This window comes from Lentzea sp. CA-135723 (assembly GCF_050936595.1).
Lineage (GTDB): Bacteria > Actinomycetota > Actinomycetes > Mycobacteriales > Pseudonocardiaceae > Lentzea.
The window spans coordinates 3,857,140-3,876,185 of record NZ_JBNJMK010000001.1; the positions used below are offsets into that span (position 1 = coordinate 3,857,140).

Here is a 19,046-nt window from a genome sequence, read left to right on the forward strand (position 1 = left end):
TTCACCCGTAAAGAGCAGCCGACACAGCGCGTGCACAACGTTTGTGCCCACCTAACTATACGTCGTGATCCACTTGGAATTGCGCAGGTCACGGGCACCCGAGATCAGGAACGTCCGAGTACCGTTTAGCGGAAACCGGGCAGATCGGCGCACACGTCCCCTCCAGCAAACCTCTCAATCGAGTGAGACGGACCCAAACTTCCTCACGCCAGGTCACATACGCGCCGGTAACCGGCGGTCCTTCGGACACGAACGGGCGACCCATATGACCCTAACGGCGGATTCCCGATAGGCGAGAGATTGTGCGGGAATATGCGGCATCGAAGAAAGCGAAAACGAACCAAGGGAGGGAATTCGGTGGACCTCAGATACGAGGCGTACTGCTTCGCCGATCGGCAGTTCTACGATCTGCAGAGCAGCACCGAAAGCACCTCCAAGGACGACTTTTCCACCGAACTCCCCGCGCTCCCACCCGACTGGACCATGGCCGAGCGCAATGTGTGGCGGCATCACCACCCGAAGGGGGTACAGCTCCCCAACCAAGGGTGGAAGATTCACGTTTCCGCTGGACTCGACAACGCCGGCCGGGTATTGAAGGCGACTTTCGACTACTGCGTCGAGCGCCGCATCAGCTTCAAGTACCTGCGAACCATGTCGATCGTCCTGGCGCGCAACTCCAAGTACGCACCCCGCGAGGGCAGCGGCAAGCTGGTGACGATCTACCCGCTCGACGCCGCGCACCTGGAGCAGATCCTCGCCGAGCTCAACGACAGGCTCGCCGGCGAGCACGGCGCGTACATCCTCAGCGACCTGCGCTTCGGCAAGGGACCGCTGTACGTGCGGTACGGCGGGTTCGCCGAGCAGTGGCTCGAGGTCGACGGGCAGCAGGTGCTCGCGATCGAGGGGCCCGACGGCGAGCTCATCGCCGACAGGCGCAAGCCCGTCTTCAGCCTGCCCGAGTGGATCGAGCTGCCGGCATTCCTCAAGCCGCACCTCGACGAGCGCAACTCCGGCGACCCCGAGCAGTTCCCGTACCAGATCAAGAGCTCGCTGCACTTCTCCAACGGTGGCGGCGTCTACCTGGCGACCCGCAAGAGCGACGGCAAGGAGGTCGTCCTCAAGGAGGCACGGCCGCACGCCGGCCTCGACCGGGAGGGCGACGACGCCGTCGCCAGGCTCGACCGCGAGTACGAGATCCTCACCAAGCTGCAGGGCGTCAAGGGTGTACCCGAGGTGTACGACCGCTTCACCGAGTGGGAGCACCTCTTCGTCGCCATGGAGTTCATGCCCGGCCGCTCGCTCGGCCAGTGGCTCGGCAGGCACTACCCGTTGACGCACAAGGACGTCAGCGACGAGACGATCACCGAGTACAAGGCCCGCGCCCTCGCGATGGTCGACAAGGTCGAGAGCCTCATCGCGAACGTCCACGAGCGCGGCGTCGTCTTCGGCGACCTGCACACGCTCAACGTCCTCGTGGACGAGGACGACGAGATCTCGCTCATCGACTTCGAGCTCAGCTCCACGATCGACGACGTCCGCAAGCCCACCCTCGGCGCGCCGGGCTTCCAGGCGCCGCGGGACCGCGACGGGTTCGACATCGACGCGCACCCGCTCGCCGCGCTCCGGCTCTGGATCTTCCTGCCGCTCAACACGGTGCTGGAACTGGCGCCGGCGAAGATCCGGCAGCACGTCAAGGTCGTCCAGGACCGCTTCGGGCTCACCGACGAGTACTGCGCGCCGATCGTCGACGTGCTCACGCCGCGCACCGACCCGCCCACGGACCCCGCGTTCACCGAGTTCGACGAACAGAAGCCGGACTGGGCGTTGGTGCGCAAGGAGATCGCCACCGCGATCCTGCACAGCGCGACGCCGCACCGCCACGACCGCCTCTTCCCCGGCGACATCGAGCAGTTCGAGACCGGCGGCGCGAACTTCGGCCACGGCGCCGCGGGCGTGCTGCACGCGCTCGCGGAGTCCGGCGAGGGCCGCTTCCCCGAGCACGAGCAGTGGCTGCTCGACTCGGTGAGAAGAGAACCGCCCAAGCAGCCGGGTTTCTACACCGGCGCCCACGGCATCGCGCACGTGCTGGAGAACTTCGGCCACCACGACGCCGCGACCGAGATCGTCGAGAGCTACGCGGAGCTCGTACCGTCCACACAGGACCACGGGCTCAGCGCGGGACTCTCCGGCATCGGCCTGAACCTGCTGCACTTCGCGGTCAACCGCGACGACGACAGCTACGCCACCCAGGCCGAGCAGCTCGCGGAACGGCTCGCGAAGCAGCTCACCGACGCGCCGAGCAACGAAAAGGCCAGGGCGGGCCTGCTGCACGGCTGGTCCGGACCGGCGCTGTTCTTCCTGCGGATGTTCGAGCACACGGGCGAACACCGCTGGCTCGAGCTCGCGGAGCAGGCACTCGAACGCGACCTGGCCGAGACGATGATCGCGCTGGACGGCTCGCTCCAGGTGCGGGACGGCACGCTCAGAAGCCTTCCGTACGTGGGCATCGGCGGCGCCGGCATCGCACTGGTGCTGACGGAGTTCGCGAAGCACGCTCCCGAACGGCCGTGCGTCGAGAAGCTCCCCGAGCTGCTCAGCGGTTGCACCGGCGAGTTCGTCATCCAGCCCGCGTTCACGCTGGGCAGGGCCGGACTGCTCGCCACCCTGGCCCACGCGACGAACCACCGGCCGAACGCCCGGTTCGAACGCGCCATCCAGCAGCACCTCAAGGCTTTGGGCTGGCACGCGGCACGGTACGGCGGGGGCCTCGCGTTCCCCGGCGTGCAGCTGCGCCGGCTCTCCATGGACCTCAACACCGGCGGTGCGGGCGTCCTGCTCGCCATCGCGTCCACAGTGGACGAGAAACCGCCACTGCCCTTCCTGGGCTCACGAACGCCGGTCTTGGCGGACCGGTAGCAAGAAAGAGATCGATCCCTCGAAATTAGGAGATAGTGTCATGGGCTTCATCCTTGACATGCAGGACCTCGAGACCCCCGAGGCCCCGGCCAACGTCATGGCCGGCGGCGGCAGCGGCCACGGTGGCGGCGGCGGTTCCACGACCGCGTCCAGCGCCTCCCTGCTGCTCCCCTGCAGCCACAGCAGCGCGTCCCTGCTGCTGTGCTGATCTAGCTCCACCAGCACGTGACGGCCGGTGAGCGGCATAGGCGAAGTATGCCGCTCACCCGCCTGTAGAGGGCTCGGCAGCCGGCCAGCTGCCGGGCCCTCGCTTCATGATGGGCCTTGCAGACCCCCCGGAGGAACAGCCGATGACCAAACCCGGTGACCAGCTGTTGTTCTCCACCGTCAAGCGCGACTACCGCCCGTGGTTGCTGCTCCTGAACGCCGCCGTGGCCACGACCGGCGGACTTCTTCTCCCCGCCGCGCTCGCCGGCGCCGTCGACATGGCGCTGAGCGGCACGTTCGTGCTGGCCACGATCGTGTTCCTGCTCGTCCTCGCGGGTGTCGAGATCTTCGCGGACGCCATCGGCATCGTGCTCGCCGCGAGCATCACCGCCCGCGCCACCGCGTGGTTGCGCCGCCGCCTGACCCAGCACCTGCTCACCCTCGGTCACCCCTCGAAGTTCGCCGCGGGAGACGCCGTCAGCCGCGTCACAGGCGACTGCGGCAACGCCGGCACCATCTCGACCACCGTGATCGGCCTCGCCGTCACCGTCGTGTCGTCGGTCGGCTCGGTGATAGCCCTCGCGCTGCTGGACTGGCGACTGGCCGCGGTGTTCCTCGTCAGCGCCCCTCTCGCCGCACTGCTCGTCCGCACGCACATGCGCCTCACCGCCGACGACGTCCTGGCGTACCAGGAGATCTCCGGCGAGGTCTCGGCGCGACTGCTCGACTCCGTGTCCGGTCTGCGCACGATCGCGTCCGCCGGCATCGCCGACCGCGAGGCCGGCCGCGTGCTGGAGCCGCTCCCCCGGCTCGCCGCGGCGGGCGCCGGCATGTGGCGCACCCAGGCCAAGATGATGTGGCGGGCCGGACTGCTGCTGCCCGCCGTCGAGGTCGCGGTGCTCGCCGCCGCCGGTTTCGGCGTCATGCAGGGAAGACTGAGCGCCGGTGACGTGCTGGCGGCCCTCGGTTACGCGGCGCTCGGCCTGGGCATCGTCGGCCAGATGACCCAGCTGACCGTGCTCGAACGCACCCGCGCCAGCGCCGCCAGGATCGCCGAGGTCCTCGACACGAAGCCGCCGGAACGCCCGCGGCCCCAACGCTCCAACGGCGTCATCGAACTCCGCAACGTCAGCGTCGAAGGCGCCCTGCACGGCGTGAACCTGATGATCCCTGCCGGCACGTTCGTCGCGGTCGTCGGCAGTTCCGGCGCGGGCAAGTCGACGCTCGCGGCCGTGCTCGGCGGACTGTCCGCTGTGGACTCCGGCGAGGTCTCGGGTGCCGACTCGGTCGGGTACGCCTTCGAACGCCCGGCGCTGCTCGGCACCACGGTCGGCCGTTCCATCGGCTACGGAACGGACTCCGACGAGGTCCAGGTGCGCGACGCCGCCGTCGCCGCCCAGGTCCACGACGTGCTCATCCGGCTGCCGCAGGGCTACGAGACCCCGATGGCCGACGCCCCGCTGTCCGGCGGTGAGGCGCAACGGATCGGGCTCGCCCGCGCGATCGTCCGCGATCCCGACGTGCTCGTGCTCGACGACGCCACCGCCAGTCTGGACACCGTGACCGAGGCCAAAGTGGACAAAGCACTCACGACCGCGTTGCCAGGACGGACCCGGATCGTGGTCACGCACCGGCCCGCGACGGCGGCGAGAGCGGACTTCGTGGTGTGGCTCGAGAAGGGCCGGATCAGGGGCACGGGCTCGCACCGCGCGCTGTGGCACAACGAGGACTACCGCGCCGTGTTCACCGGGGGCGAGTGATGCGCTTCTACCTCTCCACGCTGGCAGGACACCGCAAGGGCGTGCTGGTCCTGCTCGGCTGGTCGATGCTCGAAGGCATCCCGGCGTTCTTCGGCGGCAGACTCGTCGGCTCGGCCGTCGACCGGGGTTTCGCAGCGGGAAAACCGCTGGCCGGTGTGCTGTGGCTGCTGTCGTTCGCGGTGCTCGCGGTCGTGGGCGCGTGGGGGCAGCGGCAGGTGTTCGCCCGGCTCGGCGAGGTCGTCGAACCGATGCGCGACGCACTGGTCACCCGCGTGGTCGAGGGCGTGCTGAACGACCCGTCGCACCGCCGCACCCCGGACGCCAGCGCGGTGGCCATGATCACGCGGCACGTGGAGGTCGTACGGGATGCCACGGCGGGTGTGCTGGTGCAGGCCCGTGCGCTGCTGGTCACGACGATCGCCGCGCTCGTCGGTCTCGCGACCACCGCGGCGGCGTTGATCTGGCTCGTCGTGCTGCCGATCGTGGCGGCGTTGCTGCTCTTCGGGTTGATGCTCCCCTCGCTGGCCAAGCGGCAGCGCGACGTCGTGATGGCCGACGAGAGCACCGCCGAGGCGTCCGGTTCGGTGCTCACCGGGCTGCGCGACGTCGCCGCCTGCCAGGCGTCCACGGAGGCCTACCAGGACGTCGCGAAGCAGATCAACCGGCAGGCCAGGGCCACGACCGCGGTCGCCTGGGCGAACTCGTTGCGCGCCACGGTGATCGCGGTCGGCGGCTTCGCCCCGGTCGTGCTGCTGGTGGCGTTCGCTCCCCCGCTGGTCGCGTCCGGGCAGCTCACGACGGGTGCGGTGCTGGCGGCGGTGGTCTACCTGACCAACAGCGTGAACCCCGCGCTGCACGGCCTGGCCCGCACCACCAGCACGGTCGTGATGCGGTTGATGGTCGCCCTCAAACGACTTCAGGAGGCCGCCCCGCGCATCGACCGGGAGCCGGGTGCCGAAACGCCGGCCAACGGCACGTTCGTGCTGCAGGACGTCACGTTCGGCTGGAGCCCCGAGTCGGAACCGGTGCTGCGCGGCCTGTCGCTGAACCTGCGCCCCGGCGACCACCTGGCCGTGGTCGGCCCGTCGGGCATCGGCAAGTCCACAATGGCCAGTCTGCTGACCGGTCTGATGCCGCCGGGCAACGGCTGCGTGCTCTTCGGCGGAGTCCCGGTGGACCGGGTGTCGCCGGCGATCCGCCACCACTCGATCGCGTTGATCCCGCAGGAGACCTACCTGTTCACCGGCACTGTGCGGGAGAACCTCGCACTTCTCGCTCCGTGGGCGACCGACGAGGACCTGACAGCCGCGGCCACAATGGTTGGCGCCAAACCACTTCTGGACAAAATAGGCGGCCTGAACGCCTCGATCGGACACGGCGGTGAGGGACTTTCCGCTGGTGAGGCGCAACTTCTGGCGCTCGCCCGCGTCTACGTGACGTCCGCGGGAGTGGTCATCCTGGACGAGGCGACCTCACACCTGGACCCCGCCGCGGAGGCACGCGTCGAACGGGCTTTCGCGCAGCGGAACGGAATCCTGGTGGTGATCGCGCACCGGCTGAGCTCGGCGTTGCGGGCGAACCGCGTGCTGGTCATGGACGGCGGCAAGCCGTTGCTCGGCACCCACGAGCAGCTGCTCAGGACGTCCGCGCTCTACGGGCAGCTGATGCTGGCGTGGGATCCCACGCACCGGAAAGAAACCCCGCTGCCCAAACGGTGAGCGGGGGTCCACTCCGGACTGGACGACGCGTTCAGCCGACCCGGTGCAGCCAGGTGACCGGTGCTCCGTCGCCCGCGCGGCGGAACGGTTCCAGGGCGTCGTCCCACGCCGCACCGAGAAGTTCGTCGACGCCGTGCGCGAACGACTCACCGCCGCGGGCTCTGACCGCCAGAGAACGCAGCTGGTCCTCGTTCACGACGATGTCGCCGTTGGCCGACGTGCGCGCGTGCCACAGGCCCAGAACGGGCGCGAAGCAGAAGCGTTCGCCGTCCTGACCGGAGGAGGGTTCCTCCGTGACCTCGAAGCGAAGCATCGGCCACGCGCGCAGCGCAGCAACGAGCTTGGCGCCGGTGCCGGCGTCTCCGGTCCATGCGCATTCAGCGCGCAACTGGCCTGGTGCCGCGGGTTGCGCTGCCCACCTGAGGTCTACCCGGACACCGAGGGTGCCCGAGATCGCCCACTCGACGTGCGGACAGACCGCAGACGGCGACGAGTGGACGTAAACCACGCCACTGGTGCTGCCACGGGTGCTCACTGCTGACCTCCGCTACTCGACGAGGGACGTCTTCCCCTACGCCTTTGCCGAGTGTGAGGTGATCACCGCGAAACCCGTTCGCTGCATTCTGCCTCGACTTGAGGCATGTCCGCCATAAGAACCAGCTCGATCATCACCCGACCGGGGCAGATACAGGTCTTAAGTCCCGATCTCCCGGCCGAGTGATGCGTGATCGTGATCTACAGAGCGTTTACCGCGGCCACCACGTCGACTAGCCCGGTGCCCTTGTCGAACGACGAGGTGTACGGGCCCGCCGGCGTGTAACCGGTGCCGTACTTGTACGCCGTCGACTTCAGCGCCCGCTCGATGTCCGCGGGGGTCGCGGAAGGCTTGGCCTGGAACAGCTGCGCGACGATGCCCGCGATGTGCGGGGCCGCCATCGACGTGCCGCTGATCGTGTTGAACGTGCCGAGGTCCAGCAGGCCAGGGCCGTTCTGCGGCTTCAGGCCGGTCGCGCAGATCGGCAGGTAGAGGCGGCACGACGAGGTGATGTTCTCGCCGGGAGCGGAGATGTCCGGCCACGTCGCGGAGTCCGTCGCGAGACCGCGCGACGAGAAGTCGGACACGGCACCGTCGCGGGTGCCGGTCTCCTGGTCGTTGTAGGACGCCACCGAGATCACGCCCGGTGTCGGGTCGACGCCCGGCGGGTTGGACAGGTTCGCGGACCCGTCACCGCCGTCGTTGCCGTTCGCCCAGACCACGACGACGCCTTCGGCGACGAGCTGTCGTTGCAGCTTGACAGTGACCGACTCAGGGTCGAACGCACCGCCGCCAGACGGACCATAGGAGTTGTTGATCACCTTGATCGGCGGGCACGTGGAGGCGGGTACTCCGGCGCCGCACGGGGCGTCGTGGTTCTCCAGCACCCAGTTCAGCGCGGCGTCCGCGCCGAGGATCAGGATCGCCGCGCCGGTCGAGATCACGACGCCCTTCGCGCCGGGTGCCGCGCCGCGGATCACCGGTCCGCCGGTCGTCTGCACGTCGCCGCCGATCGCGATGCCGGTGACGTGCGTGCCGTGACCGCCAAGCGACGTGGTGTCGGTGTCGAGGAAGTTCGGCACCGGCACGATGCAGTTCGTCTGCGTGGAACTGTCCAGGCACAGGCTCTTGAGGTTGCGGACGATCCGGCCGCCGAACGACGGGTGCGTCGGGTCGACACCGGAGTCGATCACCGCGACCGACACGCCAGCGCCGGTCAGCCCGAGGCTGTTGCGGGCGTCCAGGCCGCGCGTGGCGGTGTGCGAGGTCGAGCCGAGGAACCTGATCGGTTTCTGGACCTCGACGCGCGTCACGCCCGTTTTGGCCCTGGCGGAGGAGATCCGCGCGGAGTCACCCCGCGCGGCGACGACGCCGATCTTGCGGAAGCTGGTGAGCTTCCGCAGTCCGGCGGCTTCGACGGCCGCCTCCGCCGCGGCGATGTCGGTTCCGTGGACGTAGACGGTGGAGGTCGGCGCGGCCGTCGCGACAGGGGAAGCGGCGGCCACCAGGAGCACAGCGAGCAGTGCAGCGCGTTTGTACATGGACCCTCCGTGAACATTCGCAGGCAATCCATCCAACGAGTTATCCACAGAACGGTGACGGCGATCACGCAATGTCTCGACCGAGTGCGTTCGGCCGACCCCGGGCCGCTACGGTGTCCCCCCGTGCGGAAAGGTAGGGACTCGTGCGGCTGATCCGTCTGGGCGCTGAACCTTCGGCCATTGGGGCGGACGTCCGTGCCGCCCTCACGGCCTGTGGCGCCGGCACCGAGGTCCTGGGTGGCGTGGCGCTGATCGGCGTCCAACCCCCCGACTGCCCTGTTCCCCTCGACGCGATCGTCGTGCTGCCCAAGGGCGTTCTGGTGATCGTCGGCGTGGACCTGCCGGATCCGGCGCTGAAGCTCGAGGCACCGCTCGGCGGGCAGTGGAAGATCGACGGCTGGCCGCTCGTGTCGCAGGACGGCGCGCCGAACCCGGCGACCGAGGCCGTGGCGGCGGCGACGGCGGTGGCGCAACGCATCCAGGCGATGCGCGCGGAACCGCTTCCGGTCAGCACGGTCGTGGCCGTCGGCCCGTTCGTGAGCCAGGTCGTGCAGCCGACGGTCGACCTCAACCGAGGGGTGCGGGTACTGCACCCCAAACCGTCCACTTTGCTCAGTGCGGCGCGCGAGCTGGCGACGTCGTCGGTGCTGTGCACGGCCGACCACGCCGTGAAGCTGCTCGCGATCCTGCAGACCACCGGCACGCCGCCGGAGGCGCGGTCGCTGCTGTCGGAGGGGTTCCCCGACGCCGTCTCCGACCTGGCGTCCGCGAACACGATGCTGATCCCGAAGTCGACGATCAAGCCGCTGATCGCGCGCAAACGCTTGCCGGGCAAGCTGACCTGGCCGTACCTCGCGGGCGCCGCCCTGGTCGCGCTGATCCTCGTGGGGTGGCTCGTGGTGGCGCTGCCCGGTGACGACGAGCCGGCCGGCGCGACCCCCGCGCCGACGTCGACGCAGCCGACGACGGTGGTCGTGGACGGCACGGCGTTCGTGCCGAAGGACACCAAGAAGGACGCCGACTGCCAGACGCAGGCGTTCGGCGACGTAAAGGCGTGGCTGATCGCGAACGACTGCGGTGTGCTGCTGCGCGCCACCTACGAGACGACGTTCCAGGGCAAGCAGGCCACCGTGATGGTGGCGGACATGGACCTGTACGACGCACCGAGCGCGAAGTCGTTGCACTCGGTCGTGGCGCTGCCGGGGTCCGGCGGCATCAACGGCCTCGACGGCAAGCCGCTGGAGAGCGCGGCGTTCGCCAACACCACCAAGGGCAGCCACGTGACGCTGGCGTTCGCGGTGTGGACCGGCGGGGGCGGCGACCAGCTGCTGGACCCGATCGCCAAGCAAGCGCTGCGGTTGCCCGTCACCCGGTAGAGGATGGCAGGCATGGTCGGACAACTTCGCTCTGTCGTGCTCGACTGCCCGAACCCCTCCGAGTTGGCGTCCTTCTACGAGAAGCTGCTGGGAGCTGAACGCCTCGACGGCGGCGACGACACGTGGGTGGTGATCGTCGCTCAGGGCACGCGTGTCGCGTTCCAGCTGGCGCCCGAGTACCAGCCGCCGGTCTTTCCCGATCCTGCCGGGTCCCAGCAGTTCCACCTCGACGTCCTGGTGGAGGACATCGAGGAGGCGGAGCCCGCGGTGCTGGCGCTCGGGGCGACGTTGGTGCAACGCGACAACGACGACACGTTCCGCGTGTACGCGGACCCCGTCGGGCACCCCTTCTGCCTCGTGTGGCTTCCATGATCGGGGCTGGGCCCTGCGCCGCAGGTCTCGCTCGATGAAAGGCGCGGCTGAGGTGGTTCCTGGCGGTGCGGGCGGCTGACCTGCATACCGGTGTTGTATTCGGGTCGGCCGCCCGTGCCGTCAGGGACCCGCCTCAGCCCCGGCTTTCGCGGGCACGGACCTGCGGCGCAGGGCCTAGGCTGGCCGCCATGGACTTCGATGTCATCGTCATCGGCGGCGGAGCAGTGGGCGAGAACGTGGCCTGGCGGACGGCCGCCGGTGGCCTGTCCACCGCCCTGATCGAGAAGGAACTGGTCGGCGGCGAGTGCTCGTACTGGGCCTGCATGCCGTCCAAGGCGCTGCTGCGCTCGGGGCACGCGGTCGCCGCGGCCAACCGGCTCAAGGGGGTCGTCGGCGCGACGCTCGACCCCAAGGCCGTGCTGGAGCGGCGCAACGGCTTCACCTCCAACTGGGACGACGCGAGCCAGGTCCAGTGGGCCGAGTCGGAGAACATCACCGTGCTGCGCGGTGACGGCGAGATCACCGGCGAACGCGAGGTCACCGTTGCCGGGGCGGACGGGCGGACCGTGCACCGCGCCCGGCAGGCCGTCGTGGTGTGCACCGGGTCCGTGCCGAAGATGCCGCCGCTGGACGGCATCGCGGACACTCCTGTGTGGACTTCGCGGCAGGCCACGTCGGCGCAGGAGGTGCCGGAGTCGCTGGTCGTGCTGGGCGGTGGTGTGGTCGGCGTCGAGCTCGCGCAGGCGTGGGCACGGCTCGGGTCGAAGGTGACGATCGCGGTGTCGGGCGACCGGCCGTTGCCGAAGCTGGAGGACTTCGTCGGGCCGATGGTCGCGGACGGGCTGCGCGAGGACGGCGTCGAGGTCGTGCTGAACGCGCGGGCGACGTCGATCGCGCCGGGCGCGCTGACGTTGCAGGACGGCCGGGTGCTGAAGGGCTCGGAGATCCTCGTCGCGACCGGGCGGGTGCCGGCGACCGAGGACGCCAAGCCGCTGACCATCGACGACACCGGCCTGGTGTCCGGTGTGGACGGACGATGGCTGTACGCGGCGGGTGACGTCACGGGCCGGGCGTTGCTGACGCACCAGGGCAAGTACCAGGCGCGGGCGGTCGGGACGGCGATCCTGGAGCGTTCCCGAGGGTTCGAACCCAAAGACCGCTCGGCGGGGCAGGCGTGGGCGGACCACGTTGCCGTGCCGCAGATCGTGTTCACCGACCCCGAGGTGGCGTTCGTCGGGCACACCGCGGCCGAGGCCCGCGCGGCCGGCCGGGACATCCGGGTCGTGGACCTGGACATCGCCGTCGCCGGGTCGTCGTTGCAGGCCGACGGCTACCAGGGCAAGGCGCGGATGGTCGTGGACGAGCGGACGCGGACGCTGGTCGGTGTCACGTTCGTCGGTCAGGACGTCGCCGAGATGCTGCACGCGGCGACGGTCGCGATCGTCGGCGAGGTCACCGTGGACCAGTTGTGGCACGCGGTGCCCTCGTACCCGACGATGAGCGAGGTCTGGCTACGGCTGCTGGAGGCTTACGGGCTCTGACCCCTGCGGTTCGAGCACCGACCCGAGCATGCCGCTGAGCAGCTCGTTCGCCGTGCCGACCACGTACGGGCGTTCGTCCTCGTCGACCCGTTCGGCGAGCTTGAACAGCGCGTCCGCGGTCTGCACGGCGATCCGGAACGTCAGCATCACCGGGGCGTCGCCGTGGGCGCCGAACCGGTTGACGAACATCTCCGCCAGCCGTTCGGCCATCAGCTCGTACTGGTCGACGCTCGAGTCGAGGCGGTGGCTGTCCAGCATGTCGCTGAACCGCACCCGCCCGAACCCCGGCACGTCGGTCAGCATCCGCATGTACACCGCGACGATCTGCGTCATGGCCCCGCGCCACGTGTCCGCGATCAGATCGGAGACGAACAGCTCCTCGACCTCGCGGAGATAGGTCTCCATACCGCGCAACGCGAGAGCGTGCACAACGGATCTTTTGTCCGGGAAGTACTGATAGAAAGAACCAATGGGCACTCCGGCGACATCCACGATCCTGGCCGTGGTGATGTCGTCGTAGTCGTATTCGTTCAGCAGGCTCGCACAAGCGTCGAGGATCGCCGAAACAGTGGCCGCGCCGCGTTGTTGCACCGGCTGCCGGCGCATCACCCTCGCTAACCTGCCTTTGGCCGGGTCTTCATGCACGCCGACATCTTTATCCATATGTGCGCTTGAGCCCAAGCACAGGTTCCCGACAGGTTTCAGCCGGGATCTCCGCGACGTTTGCGGCGCAGCACCCAGGCGAAGTCGACGAGGCACACGACGGCGAGTAGCAAGAGCACGATCGCGAGCCAGGTGAGGTCAGCTCGCACCGCCAGCCACCCGGCGACCGAGTTGAAGACGAGGCCGAACCCGGCCAGCCACAACCTCAGGGTCAGCGCACTGCGCGGGGGCGCAGGGGGTGGCAGGTAGTCGCTCACCTCACCCGGTTTCCCGCAGCAACGGCACGTCAACCGCCTTCAGCTGACGCGGCGGTTTCGTCACATAAGGCCTAACGAGACGCGTGAGTGCCAGCCCGACGGCGATCAGCGGGACCACGGCGGTCAGCACGGCCGCGGTGATGCCCGCCCGGACGACGTCCTTCGGCATGACGGCGACGCGGTCGACGACGAACGCCCGGCGCCCGGTGATCGACACCACCGCGAGGACGACCAGGAACGCCACCATCGTGAGCATCGCCCGCTGCACCGCGTGCTCGTACCCGGCGGCCTCCCCCGCGACCAGCACGGCGAGCCAGCCGCCGAGCGCGGGCAGCTGACCCCGTTCGGTGGTGGCCGCCCAGCTCAGGCCGCCGAGCGTGGCGAGCCACGCGAGGACGTCCACGCGCTCCCTCGCCCATAGGGATGCCGAATCGAGGGGAATGCCGGTCCAGGCCAGTAGGCCGAGCGGACTCGGGGGTTCGTCGGCGAGCTGGCCGAGCACCCAGGCGAGCGTCCACGCGGACAGCGGCACGGCGACGACGAGTTGCCACCGGGGCCGGCGCACCACACATCGGGCGAGCCGGACGATCTCCGCACGCGTCATACCCCCACCTTGCCGCTTCCAGGTGGTTTGCGGAGAAACGTCACCCCATCGCTCACCCTGTCGGCCCTCGTCCGGGCGTGTTCCTCACGCAGCGCAATCCACTTTCGGGGGACGGATCTTTCCTAGACTTGGTACATGAGCATTGATCAGCTTCTGCGTCTGCCCAGCTACCTGATGCTCGGGCTGGTGCGCGAAGCACGCAGGATCGGCCGCGCGGATCTCCGGGGGCCTCACCTGACCGTGCTCGCGTACCTGTCCGAACAGGAAGCGGTGGCGCAGAAGCGGATCAGCGACCGGGTGCGGATGGACCCGAGCGACCTGGTGTCGGTGCTCGACGATCTCGAAGGTTTCGGGTTCGCGCAGCGCAGACGGGACGAACGCGACCGGCGGCGGTTCACGGTGTCGATCACCGACGGGGGCAGACAGGCCCTGGGCGAGCGACTGGAGGCGGCGCGGGCCTTCGAGGAGGAGCTGCTGGCGCCGTTGACCCCGCACGAGCGGGATACGTTGGCCACACTGCTGCGGAAGGCGTACCTGCACCACGCTGATATGCGTGTAGATTAGACAGTCTGCGCTCAGGCGACCGGAGTGTAGGCAGGACAGTGTTTATCTAACAGCAGGGCGAAGCGGCATTTATTGCCGACGTCGCATTGTAACGAGAAAAGAGGCAAGTTGTCAAGCCCCTCCGATGACCTCCGGCTCGCCGAAATGGAGCCGGAGCAGGAATACGTGGCCATGTTGTACGGCCGGCTCGACGACCTCCGCGAACAGACGTCGAAACGACTCGCACAATCGTTGCGACAAACCGGCGGCACGCACCAGATGCGGTCCGAGCGCGACACGTCCGTCGCGATGTACACAGATCAATTGGCCCAGTACAGCGCTGTCGAGAACGGACTCGCGTTCGGCCGGCTCGATTTCCACAACGAGGACCGCTTCTACATCGGCCGAATCGGTCTCTTCGACGAGGACAAGGAATACGAGCCGCTGCTGATGGACTGGCGGGCGCCCGCCGCCAGGCCGTTCTACCTCGCCACCGCCGCCTCCCCCGACGGCGTGCGACGGCGCAGGCACCTGCGGACCCGCTCGCGCAAGGTCATCGGCCTCGACGACGAGGTGCTCGACATCAACTCGGTCGACCGCTCGGCGAAGGACAGCCTGACCGGCGAGGCGACCCTGCTGGCGGCGCTGAACGAGTCGCGCACCGGCCAGATGAGCGACATCGTCGCGACCATCCAGGCCGAGCAGGACAAGATCATCCGGTCCGAGCTGAACGGCGTCGTCGTCGTGCAGGGCGGTCCGGGCACCGGCAAGACAGCCGTGGCCCTGCACCGAGCCGCATACCTGCTGTATACACACCGTCGACAGCTGGCGAAACGCGGTGTTCTGGTCGTGGGACCGAACACGACGTTCCTGCGATATATCAGTCAGGTCCTCCCCTCCCTGGGTGAGACGGGCGTGCTGCTGTCCACGGTCGGCGAGCTGTACCCGAACCTGACGGCGACGGGCCGCGAGTCGGCTGCGGCCGCCGCGATCAAGGGCCGGCTGCAGATGGCGGACGTGATCGCCGCGGCCGTGCGCGACCGGCAGGAAGCGCCGCCGTTCGTCGAGATCCGCTTCGACAACGACGTGCTGCGCCTGGACCGCCGCGCCATCGCCGAGGCGCGAGGCAGGGCCCGCCGAACGCGCCGCGCGCACAACGAGGCGCGCCGCACGTTCGCCCGCGAGATCATCGGGATGCTGTCGAAGATGGTCGTCAGCCGCCTAGGCGGGCAGCTGCTCGACGCGGCGGACGTGGACGACATCCGCCGCGAGCTGCGCGAGTCCGAGGAGGTGCAGGCCGCGATCTCGTCGCTGTGGCCGATCCTGACGCCGTTCTCGCTGCTCTCGGAGCTGTACCGGAACCCGAAGCGGCGCAACCGCGCGATGGTGAAGTTCACCCGCGAGGAACGCGATCTGCTGCAGCGGTCGAACGACGACTGGACGCCGGCCGACGTGCCGTTGCTGGACGAGGCCGCGGAACTGCTCGGCGAGGACGACACCGAGGCCAAGGCCCGTGCCGAACGCCAGCGCCGCCAGGCCGTCGAGTACGCGCAGGGGGTGCTCGACATCCTCGACCTGGACGACGACGCGGACCCGGACCTGCTGATGGCCTCGGACCTGATGGACGCGTACAGCCTGGCCCAGCGCCACGGCGTCGACAACTACGAGACGGCGGCGGAACGCGCCGCCGCTGACCGCACCTGGACGTTCGGCCACATCATCGTGGACGAGGCCCAGGAGCTGTCGGCGATGGCGTGGCGAACGCTGATGCGCCGCTGCCCCAGCAAGTCCATGACCGTCGTGGGCGACATCGCCCAGACCGGCGACATCGGCGGTGCGACCTCATGGGGTGCCGTGCTGTCGCCGTACGTGCAGAACCGTTGGCGCCTGACGGAACTCACGGTCAACTACCGGACCCCCGCCGAGATCATGGAGGTGGCCGCCGACGTGCTCGCCTCCGTGGACGCGTCCCTGGTGCCGCCGACCTCCGTGCGCGAAACCGGTGTGCCGCCGTGGGTGTCGGCCGTGGCGTCGTACGAGGCCGAGGTGCCCGCGCTGATCTCCCGCGAGGTGGCGGCCGTGGGTGACGGCAAGATCGCGGTCATCGTGCCGGCCGCCCTGCTCCTGTCCGTGGGGTCGTCGATCTCCGCGGGCGTCCCGGGTTCGTCGGTGGGCAACGAGCTGGAGGAGGCCCAGGTCGTGGTGCTCGGCGTGACCGACGCCAAGGGCCTGGAGTTCGACTCGGTGGTCGTGGTGGACCCGGAGGGCATCCTCGCCGAGTCGCCGCGCGGGGCGTCGGACCTGTACGTCGCGCTGACCCGTGCCACGCAACGACTCGGCGTCGTGCACACCGGAACGCTCCCCGATGTGCTATCCCGGCTGAAGGACGTTTCGTAACGAACGACGGGAGGCCTGCGTGGCGAGCGTGGACGCGGCGGTCGGCCGCATCGTGGTGTCCGTCAGCAACCAGCTCGCCACCAGGCTCTCCCAGCTCGTCCCTCCCGCTCCTGCCGACGTCGACCCGGTGTTGCTGAGCTACCTGGAATCACCGGACTTCGCGGAGGTCGCCCGCCAGGTCGTGCTGTGGCGGACGATGCGCGGCGCACTCGATCCCGCGCTCGCCGCCGACCTTCGCGAACAGATCGTGCAGGGCCTGCGGCACGCGGGTGCCTCCGCGGATCCGGCTCCGGTGCTGGGGGCGTTGGCGGACGCACCGCCGTTGCGCGCGGACGACCTGGACGTCCCGACGGCGGTGGCCGTGACGCACCTCGCGAACGCCGCCATGCACAACAGGCTGCTGCTGCGCCGGGCGCCGTCGCTCGCGGACTTCCACGCGTACGCCCGGCAGCTGAACCGGCAGGTCGTCGCGACGCACGCGGAGATGCGACTACCGCACGTTGGGGTCAGCCGTTCCGTGCCGTACCGCGAGCTGTACGTGCGGCCGACGTTGAACCCGCAGCTGTCCGTCGACGACCTCGTGCTGCCCGGCCGCCGGACCGTGCTGCTCGGTGACCCTGGCGCCGGCAAGTCCACGCTGGCCGCGAAACTGGCGCACGACTTGGCCTCCTCGTCGGACCGCGTGCCGTTCCTGTTGGTGCTGCGGGACTTCACGCCGTCGTTCCGCGCGGGCGGCCGCGAACTGCTGAGGTACTTCGAGCAGGTCTGCCGCGACCCGTACAACCTCTCGCCGGCGCACGACTGCGTGGAGTACCTGCTGCGCAACGGCCGCGCGATCGTCGTCCTCGACGGCCTGGACGAGCTGGTCGAACCCGAACTGCGCCGCCGGGTCGTGCGGCTCATCGAGGGCTTCGCCCACCAGTACCCGCTGACGCCGATCGTCGTCACCGCTCGCAAGGTCGGCTACGCCGAGGCCCCGTTGAGCACCTCCCTGTTCGCGCAGGGCACGGTGGACGAGTTCGACACCGAACAGGTCACCGCCTACGTCTCCCGCTGGTTCGCCCTGGACGCCGCGACCCCGGTGTCCCGGCGGGCGCGGCTGGCCTCGTCGTTCGTCGCGGAGAGCGCCGAGATCGCCGAGCTGCGCCGCAACCCGTTGCTGCTGGCGTTGTTGTGCGCCATGTACTCCAGCGAGCACTACCTGCCGCGCAACCTCGCCCAGGTCTACGAGCGGTGCGCCGTGATGCTCTTCGACCGCTGGGACTCGATGCGCGGCATCGCCCTGCCGGTGCAGTTCCAGGGCAGGCTCCGCGGCGCCGTCCAGCACCTCGCCTGGGCGCTCTTCACCAGCCCGGAGTCGGGCAAGGCGTTGCCGCGCAGCCGAATAGTCCACCTGCTGGCCCGCTACCTGGTCTCCAAGTCCTTCGACACCGACGACGCCCTCGCCGCGGCAGAGGAGTTCGCCGACTTCTGCACGGGCCGCGCCTGGATCCTCACCGACGTGGGCGCGACGCGGGTGGAGCCGCTCTTCGGCTTCACCCACCGCACCTTCATGGAGTACTTCGCCGCAGAACACCTGGTGCGCAAGCACACCGACACCGACTCCCTGTGGCAGGCGCTGGGTCCCCACGTCGCGGAGGGCGCCTGGGACGTGGTCTCCCGCATCGCGTTGCAACTGCACGACCGCAACGTGGACGACGGCGCCGACGACGTGCTCACGCTGGCCATGCGCGACGGCTGCACGGCGTTCGCCGCCAACGCCCTGCAGTACGTGGCGCCGCGCCCGGCGCTGGTCGACCGGATCACCCGCGCGTGCCTGCACGAGGCGATGTCCGTCCCCACCGCGTCGCGCGTGACGTACTCGACCTCGTTCCTGCTGGTGAAGGAAGACCTGCCGGTGCAGATGTGCCTGCGCCACAGCCTTCCGGCCAACACCCCGTTCGCCCACCGGGCGTTGCTGGACGAGGCCGCCGTGCTCGCGAGCGACCCCGAGTTCGGGAGCTTCCTGCTGGGCGTGCTCGGCTGCCTCGACCAGGAGCCCGAACTCCAGGCCGCACTGCGCGACCTGCGGCTGCACCCGCCGTCCGGGACGCGGCCGTGGCTGAGCTCGAACGGCCTGAGCGACCTCGACTTCCTGGTCTCCCTGCACGGCCCGAAAGTCCTGTTCGAGCACCGCACCTACCTCGGCGGCATACTCCCCGCGCCGGTGTGCACGTTGCTGTCGTCCCAGGCCCGGACGTTCGACGGCCTCCAGGCAGAGGAACTGGCCGACCTGATCGTGCAGCAGTCGGACCGGCCGTGGATCTCGGCCGAGAGCTGGAGCCGCACCTACGACCCGGCCTGGGCACCGGAGCTGACGCCGCACGACGTGTTCGGGGCCGACCTCAACCTCCTGCTGTGCCTGCCGTACCTGGAACGGCTGGCCGACCACTCCACCAAGCCCCCTTTCGAGGTCACCCCCGACCTCGGCCACCTGGCTGAGGCCCGCGCCACCTCCGGCCGCTGGTCCCGCCCGCCCGACCTCTCCAGCCACGCGGCCCACCTGCTGCTCCGGTGGGTGGCCAAGGACTTCAGCGTCTTCGAGTAGGAGCTTTCCGTTGCCCAGCATCGAATCGG

Annotated in this window: 15 protein-coding genes; 10 read left to right on the plus strand and 5 right to left on the minus strand. The window is 69.4% G+C overall.

The features are described 5' to 3' along the window. Positions 1-357: 357 nt before the first annotated feature. The 4 genes from lanKC to ACQEU1_RS17015 all read left to right on the plus strand — a co-directional run bounded on the left by lanKC (position 358) and on the right by ACQEU1_RS17015 (position 6,601). Positions 358-2,916, plus strand: a complete 2,559-nt coding sequence (lanKC, locus tag ACQEU1_RS17000; protein WP_433202088.1) for a class III lanthionine synthetase LanKC — start codon at positions 358-360, stop codon at positions 2,914-2,916. Positions 2,917-2,956: 40 nt separating this feature from the next. After that, positions 2,957-3,124 (plus strand): SapB/AmfS family lanthipeptide, encoded by a 168-nt coding sequence (locus ACQEU1_RS17005; RefSeq protein ID WP_382439618.1) that lies wholly within the window; start codon positions 2,957-2,959, stop codon positions 3,122-3,124. A gap of 142 nt (positions 3,125-3,266) precedes the next feature. Further along, a complete protein-coding gene (locus ACQEU1_RS17010; protein WP_433202092.1) occupies positions 3,267-4,883 on the plus strand; it encodes an ABC transporter ATP-binding protein in 1,617 nt (538 codons plus the stop codon). Further along, positions 4,883-6,601, plus strand: a complete 1,719-nt coding sequence (locus ACQEU1_RS17015; protein WP_433202095.1) for an ABC transporter ATP-binding protein — start codon at positions 4,883-4,885, stop codon at positions 6,599-6,601. The genes ACQEU1_RS17010 and ACQEU1_RS17015 overlap by 1 nt, the downstream gene beginning before the upstream one ends. A 31-nt stretch (positions 6,602-6,632) precedes the next feature. Here ACQEU1_RS17015 and ACQEU1_RS17020 read toward each other — a convergent pair whose 3' ends face one another. Both ACQEU1_RS17020 and ACQEU1_RS17025 read right to left on the minus strand, forming a co-directional pair. Then, entirely contained in the window at positions 6,633-7,136 is a 504-nt protein-coding gene (locus ACQEU1_RS17020) for a DUF3145 domain-containing protein (RefSeq protein WP_030474501.1), read from the minus strand. A gap of 200 nt (positions 7,137-7,336) precedes the next feature. Continuing rightward, positions 7,337-8,677, minus strand: coding sequence for a S8 family serine peptidase (locus ACQEU1_RS17025; protein WP_433202098.1), 1,341 nt, complete (start codon positions 8,675-8,677; stop codon positions 7,337-7,339). A 143-nt stretch (positions 8,678-8,820) separates the two neighbouring features. Between ACQEU1_RS17025 and ACQEU1_RS17030 the strand changes: the two genes are divergently transcribed. The 3 genes from ACQEU1_RS17030 to ACQEU1_RS17040 all read left to right on the plus strand — a co-directional run bounded on the left by ACQEU1_RS17030 (position 8,821) and on the right by ACQEU1_RS17040 (position 11,966). Then, complete coding sequence (locus tag ACQEU1_RS17030; protein WP_433202101.1) at positions 8,821-10,053, plus strand: hypothetical protein; 1,233 nt, start codon at positions 8,821-8,823, stop codon at positions 10,051-10,053. Between the two features lie 12 nt (positions 10,054-10,065). Then, on the plus strand, positions 10,066-10,425 hold the full coding sequence (locus ACQEU1_RS17035) for a VOC family protein (protein ID WP_433202104.1): 360 nt from the start codon (positions 10,066-10,068) through the stop codon (positions 10,423-10,425). 188 nt (positions 10,426-10,613) lie between these two features. After that, positions 10,614-11,966, plus strand: a complete 1,353-nt coding sequence (locus ACQEU1_RS17040) for a dihydrolipoyl dehydrogenase family protein (protein WP_433202107.1) — start codon at positions 10,614-10,616, stop codon at positions 11,964-11,966. Here the strand turns inward: ACQEU1_RS17040 and ACQEU1_RS17045 are convergent. The 3 genes from ACQEU1_RS17045 to ACQEU1_RS17055 form a co-directional block, all read right to left on the minus strand. Further along, positions 11,937-12,572, minus strand: a complete 636-nt coding sequence (locus ACQEU1_RS17045; protein WP_433211540.1) for a TetR/AcrR family transcriptional regulator — start codon at positions 12,570-12,572, stop codon at positions 11,937-11,939. The genes ACQEU1_RS17040 and ACQEU1_RS17045 overlap by 30 nt on opposite strands. Positions 12,573-12,667: 95 nt before the next feature. Further along, a complete protein-coding gene (locus ACQEU1_RS17050; protein WP_433202110.1) occupies positions 12,668-12,886 on the minus strand; it encodes a DUF6343 family protein in 219 nt (72 codons plus the stop codon). A gap of 1 nt (position 12,887) precedes the next feature. Next, positions 12,888-13,490: a hypothetical protein gene (locus ACQEU1_RS17055; protein ID WP_433202113.1), complete on the minus strand. Its 603-nt coding sequence runs from the start codon at positions 13,488-13,490 to the stop codon at positions 12,888-12,890. Between the two features lie 135 nt (positions 13,491-13,625). Between ACQEU1_RS17055 and ACQEU1_RS17060 the strand changes: the two genes are divergently transcribed. The 3 genes from ACQEU1_RS17060 to ACQEU1_RS17070 all read left to right on the plus strand — a co-directional run bounded on the left by ACQEU1_RS17060 (position 13,626) and on the right by ACQEU1_RS17070 (position 19,017). Beyond that, positions 13,626-14,054: a MarR family winged helix-turn-helix transcriptional regulator gene (locus tag ACQEU1_RS17060; RefSeq protein WP_433202116.1), complete on the plus strand. Its 429-nt coding sequence runs from the start codon at positions 13,626-13,628 to the stop codon at positions 14,052-14,054. A 144-nt stretch (positions 14,055-14,198) separates the two neighbouring features. Then, complete coding sequence (locus ACQEU1_RS17065) at positions 14,199-16,430, plus strand: HelD family protein (RefSeq protein ID WP_433211543.1); 2,232 nt, start codon at positions 14,199-14,201, stop codon at positions 16,428-16,430. A 19-nt stretch (positions 16,431-16,449) separates the two neighbouring features. Continuing rightward, positions 16,450-19,017, plus strand: a complete 2,568-nt coding sequence (locus tag ACQEU1_RS17070) for an NACHT domain-containing protein (RefSeq protein ID WP_433202119.1) — start codon at positions 16,450-16,452, stop codon at positions 19,015-19,017. Positions 19,018-19,046 lie beyond the last annotated feature (29 nt).

What these genes read in the sequence shown, in the direction of transcription:
- ACQEU1_RS17025 (WP_433202098.1), bottom strand. Translation starts at nt 8,677, where the DNA reads ATGTACAAACGCGCTGCACTGCTCGCTGTGCTCCTGGTGGCCGCCGCT.
- ACQEU1_RS17040 (WP_433202107.1), top strand. Translation starts at nt 10,614, where the DNA reads ATGGACTTCGATGTCATCGTCATCGGCGGCGGAGCAGTGGGCGAGAAC.
- ACQEU1_RS17005 (WP_382439618.1), top strand. Translation starts at nt 2,957, where the DNA reads ATGGGCTTCATCCTTGACATGCAGGACCTCGAGACCCCCGAGGCCCCG.
- ACQEU1_RS17010 (WP_433202092.1), top strand. Translation starts at nt 3,267, where the DNA reads ATGACCAAACCCGGTGACCAGCTGTTGTTCTCCACCGTCAAGCGCGAC.
- ACQEU1_RS17055 (WP_433202113.1), bottom strand. Translation starts at nt 13,490, where the DNA reads ATGACGCGTGCGGAGATCGTCCGGCTCGCCCGATGTGTGGTGCGCCGG.
- ACQEU1_RS17065 (WP_433211543.1), top strand. Translation starts at nt 14,199, where the DNA reads ATGGAGCCGGAGCAGGAATACGTGGCCATGTTGTACGGCCGGCTCGAC.
- ACQEU1_RS17015 (WP_433202095.1), top strand. Translation starts at nt 4,883, where the DNA reads ATGCGCTTCTACCTCTCCACGCTGGCAGGACACCGCAAGGGCGTGCTG.
- ACQEU1_RS17060 (WP_433202116.1), top strand. Translation starts at nt 13,626, where the DNA reads ATGAGCATTGATCAGCTTCTGCGTCTGCCCAGCTACCTGATGCTCGGG.
- ACQEU1_RS17045 (WP_433211540.1), bottom strand. Translation starts at nt 12,572, where the DNA reads ATGCGCCGGCAGCCGGTGCAACAACGCGGCGCGGCCACTGTTTCGGCG.
- ACQEU1_RS17035 (WP_433202104.1), top strand. Translation starts at nt 10,066, where the DNA reads ATGGTCGGACAACTTCGCTCTGTCGTGCTCGACTGCCCGAACCCCTCC.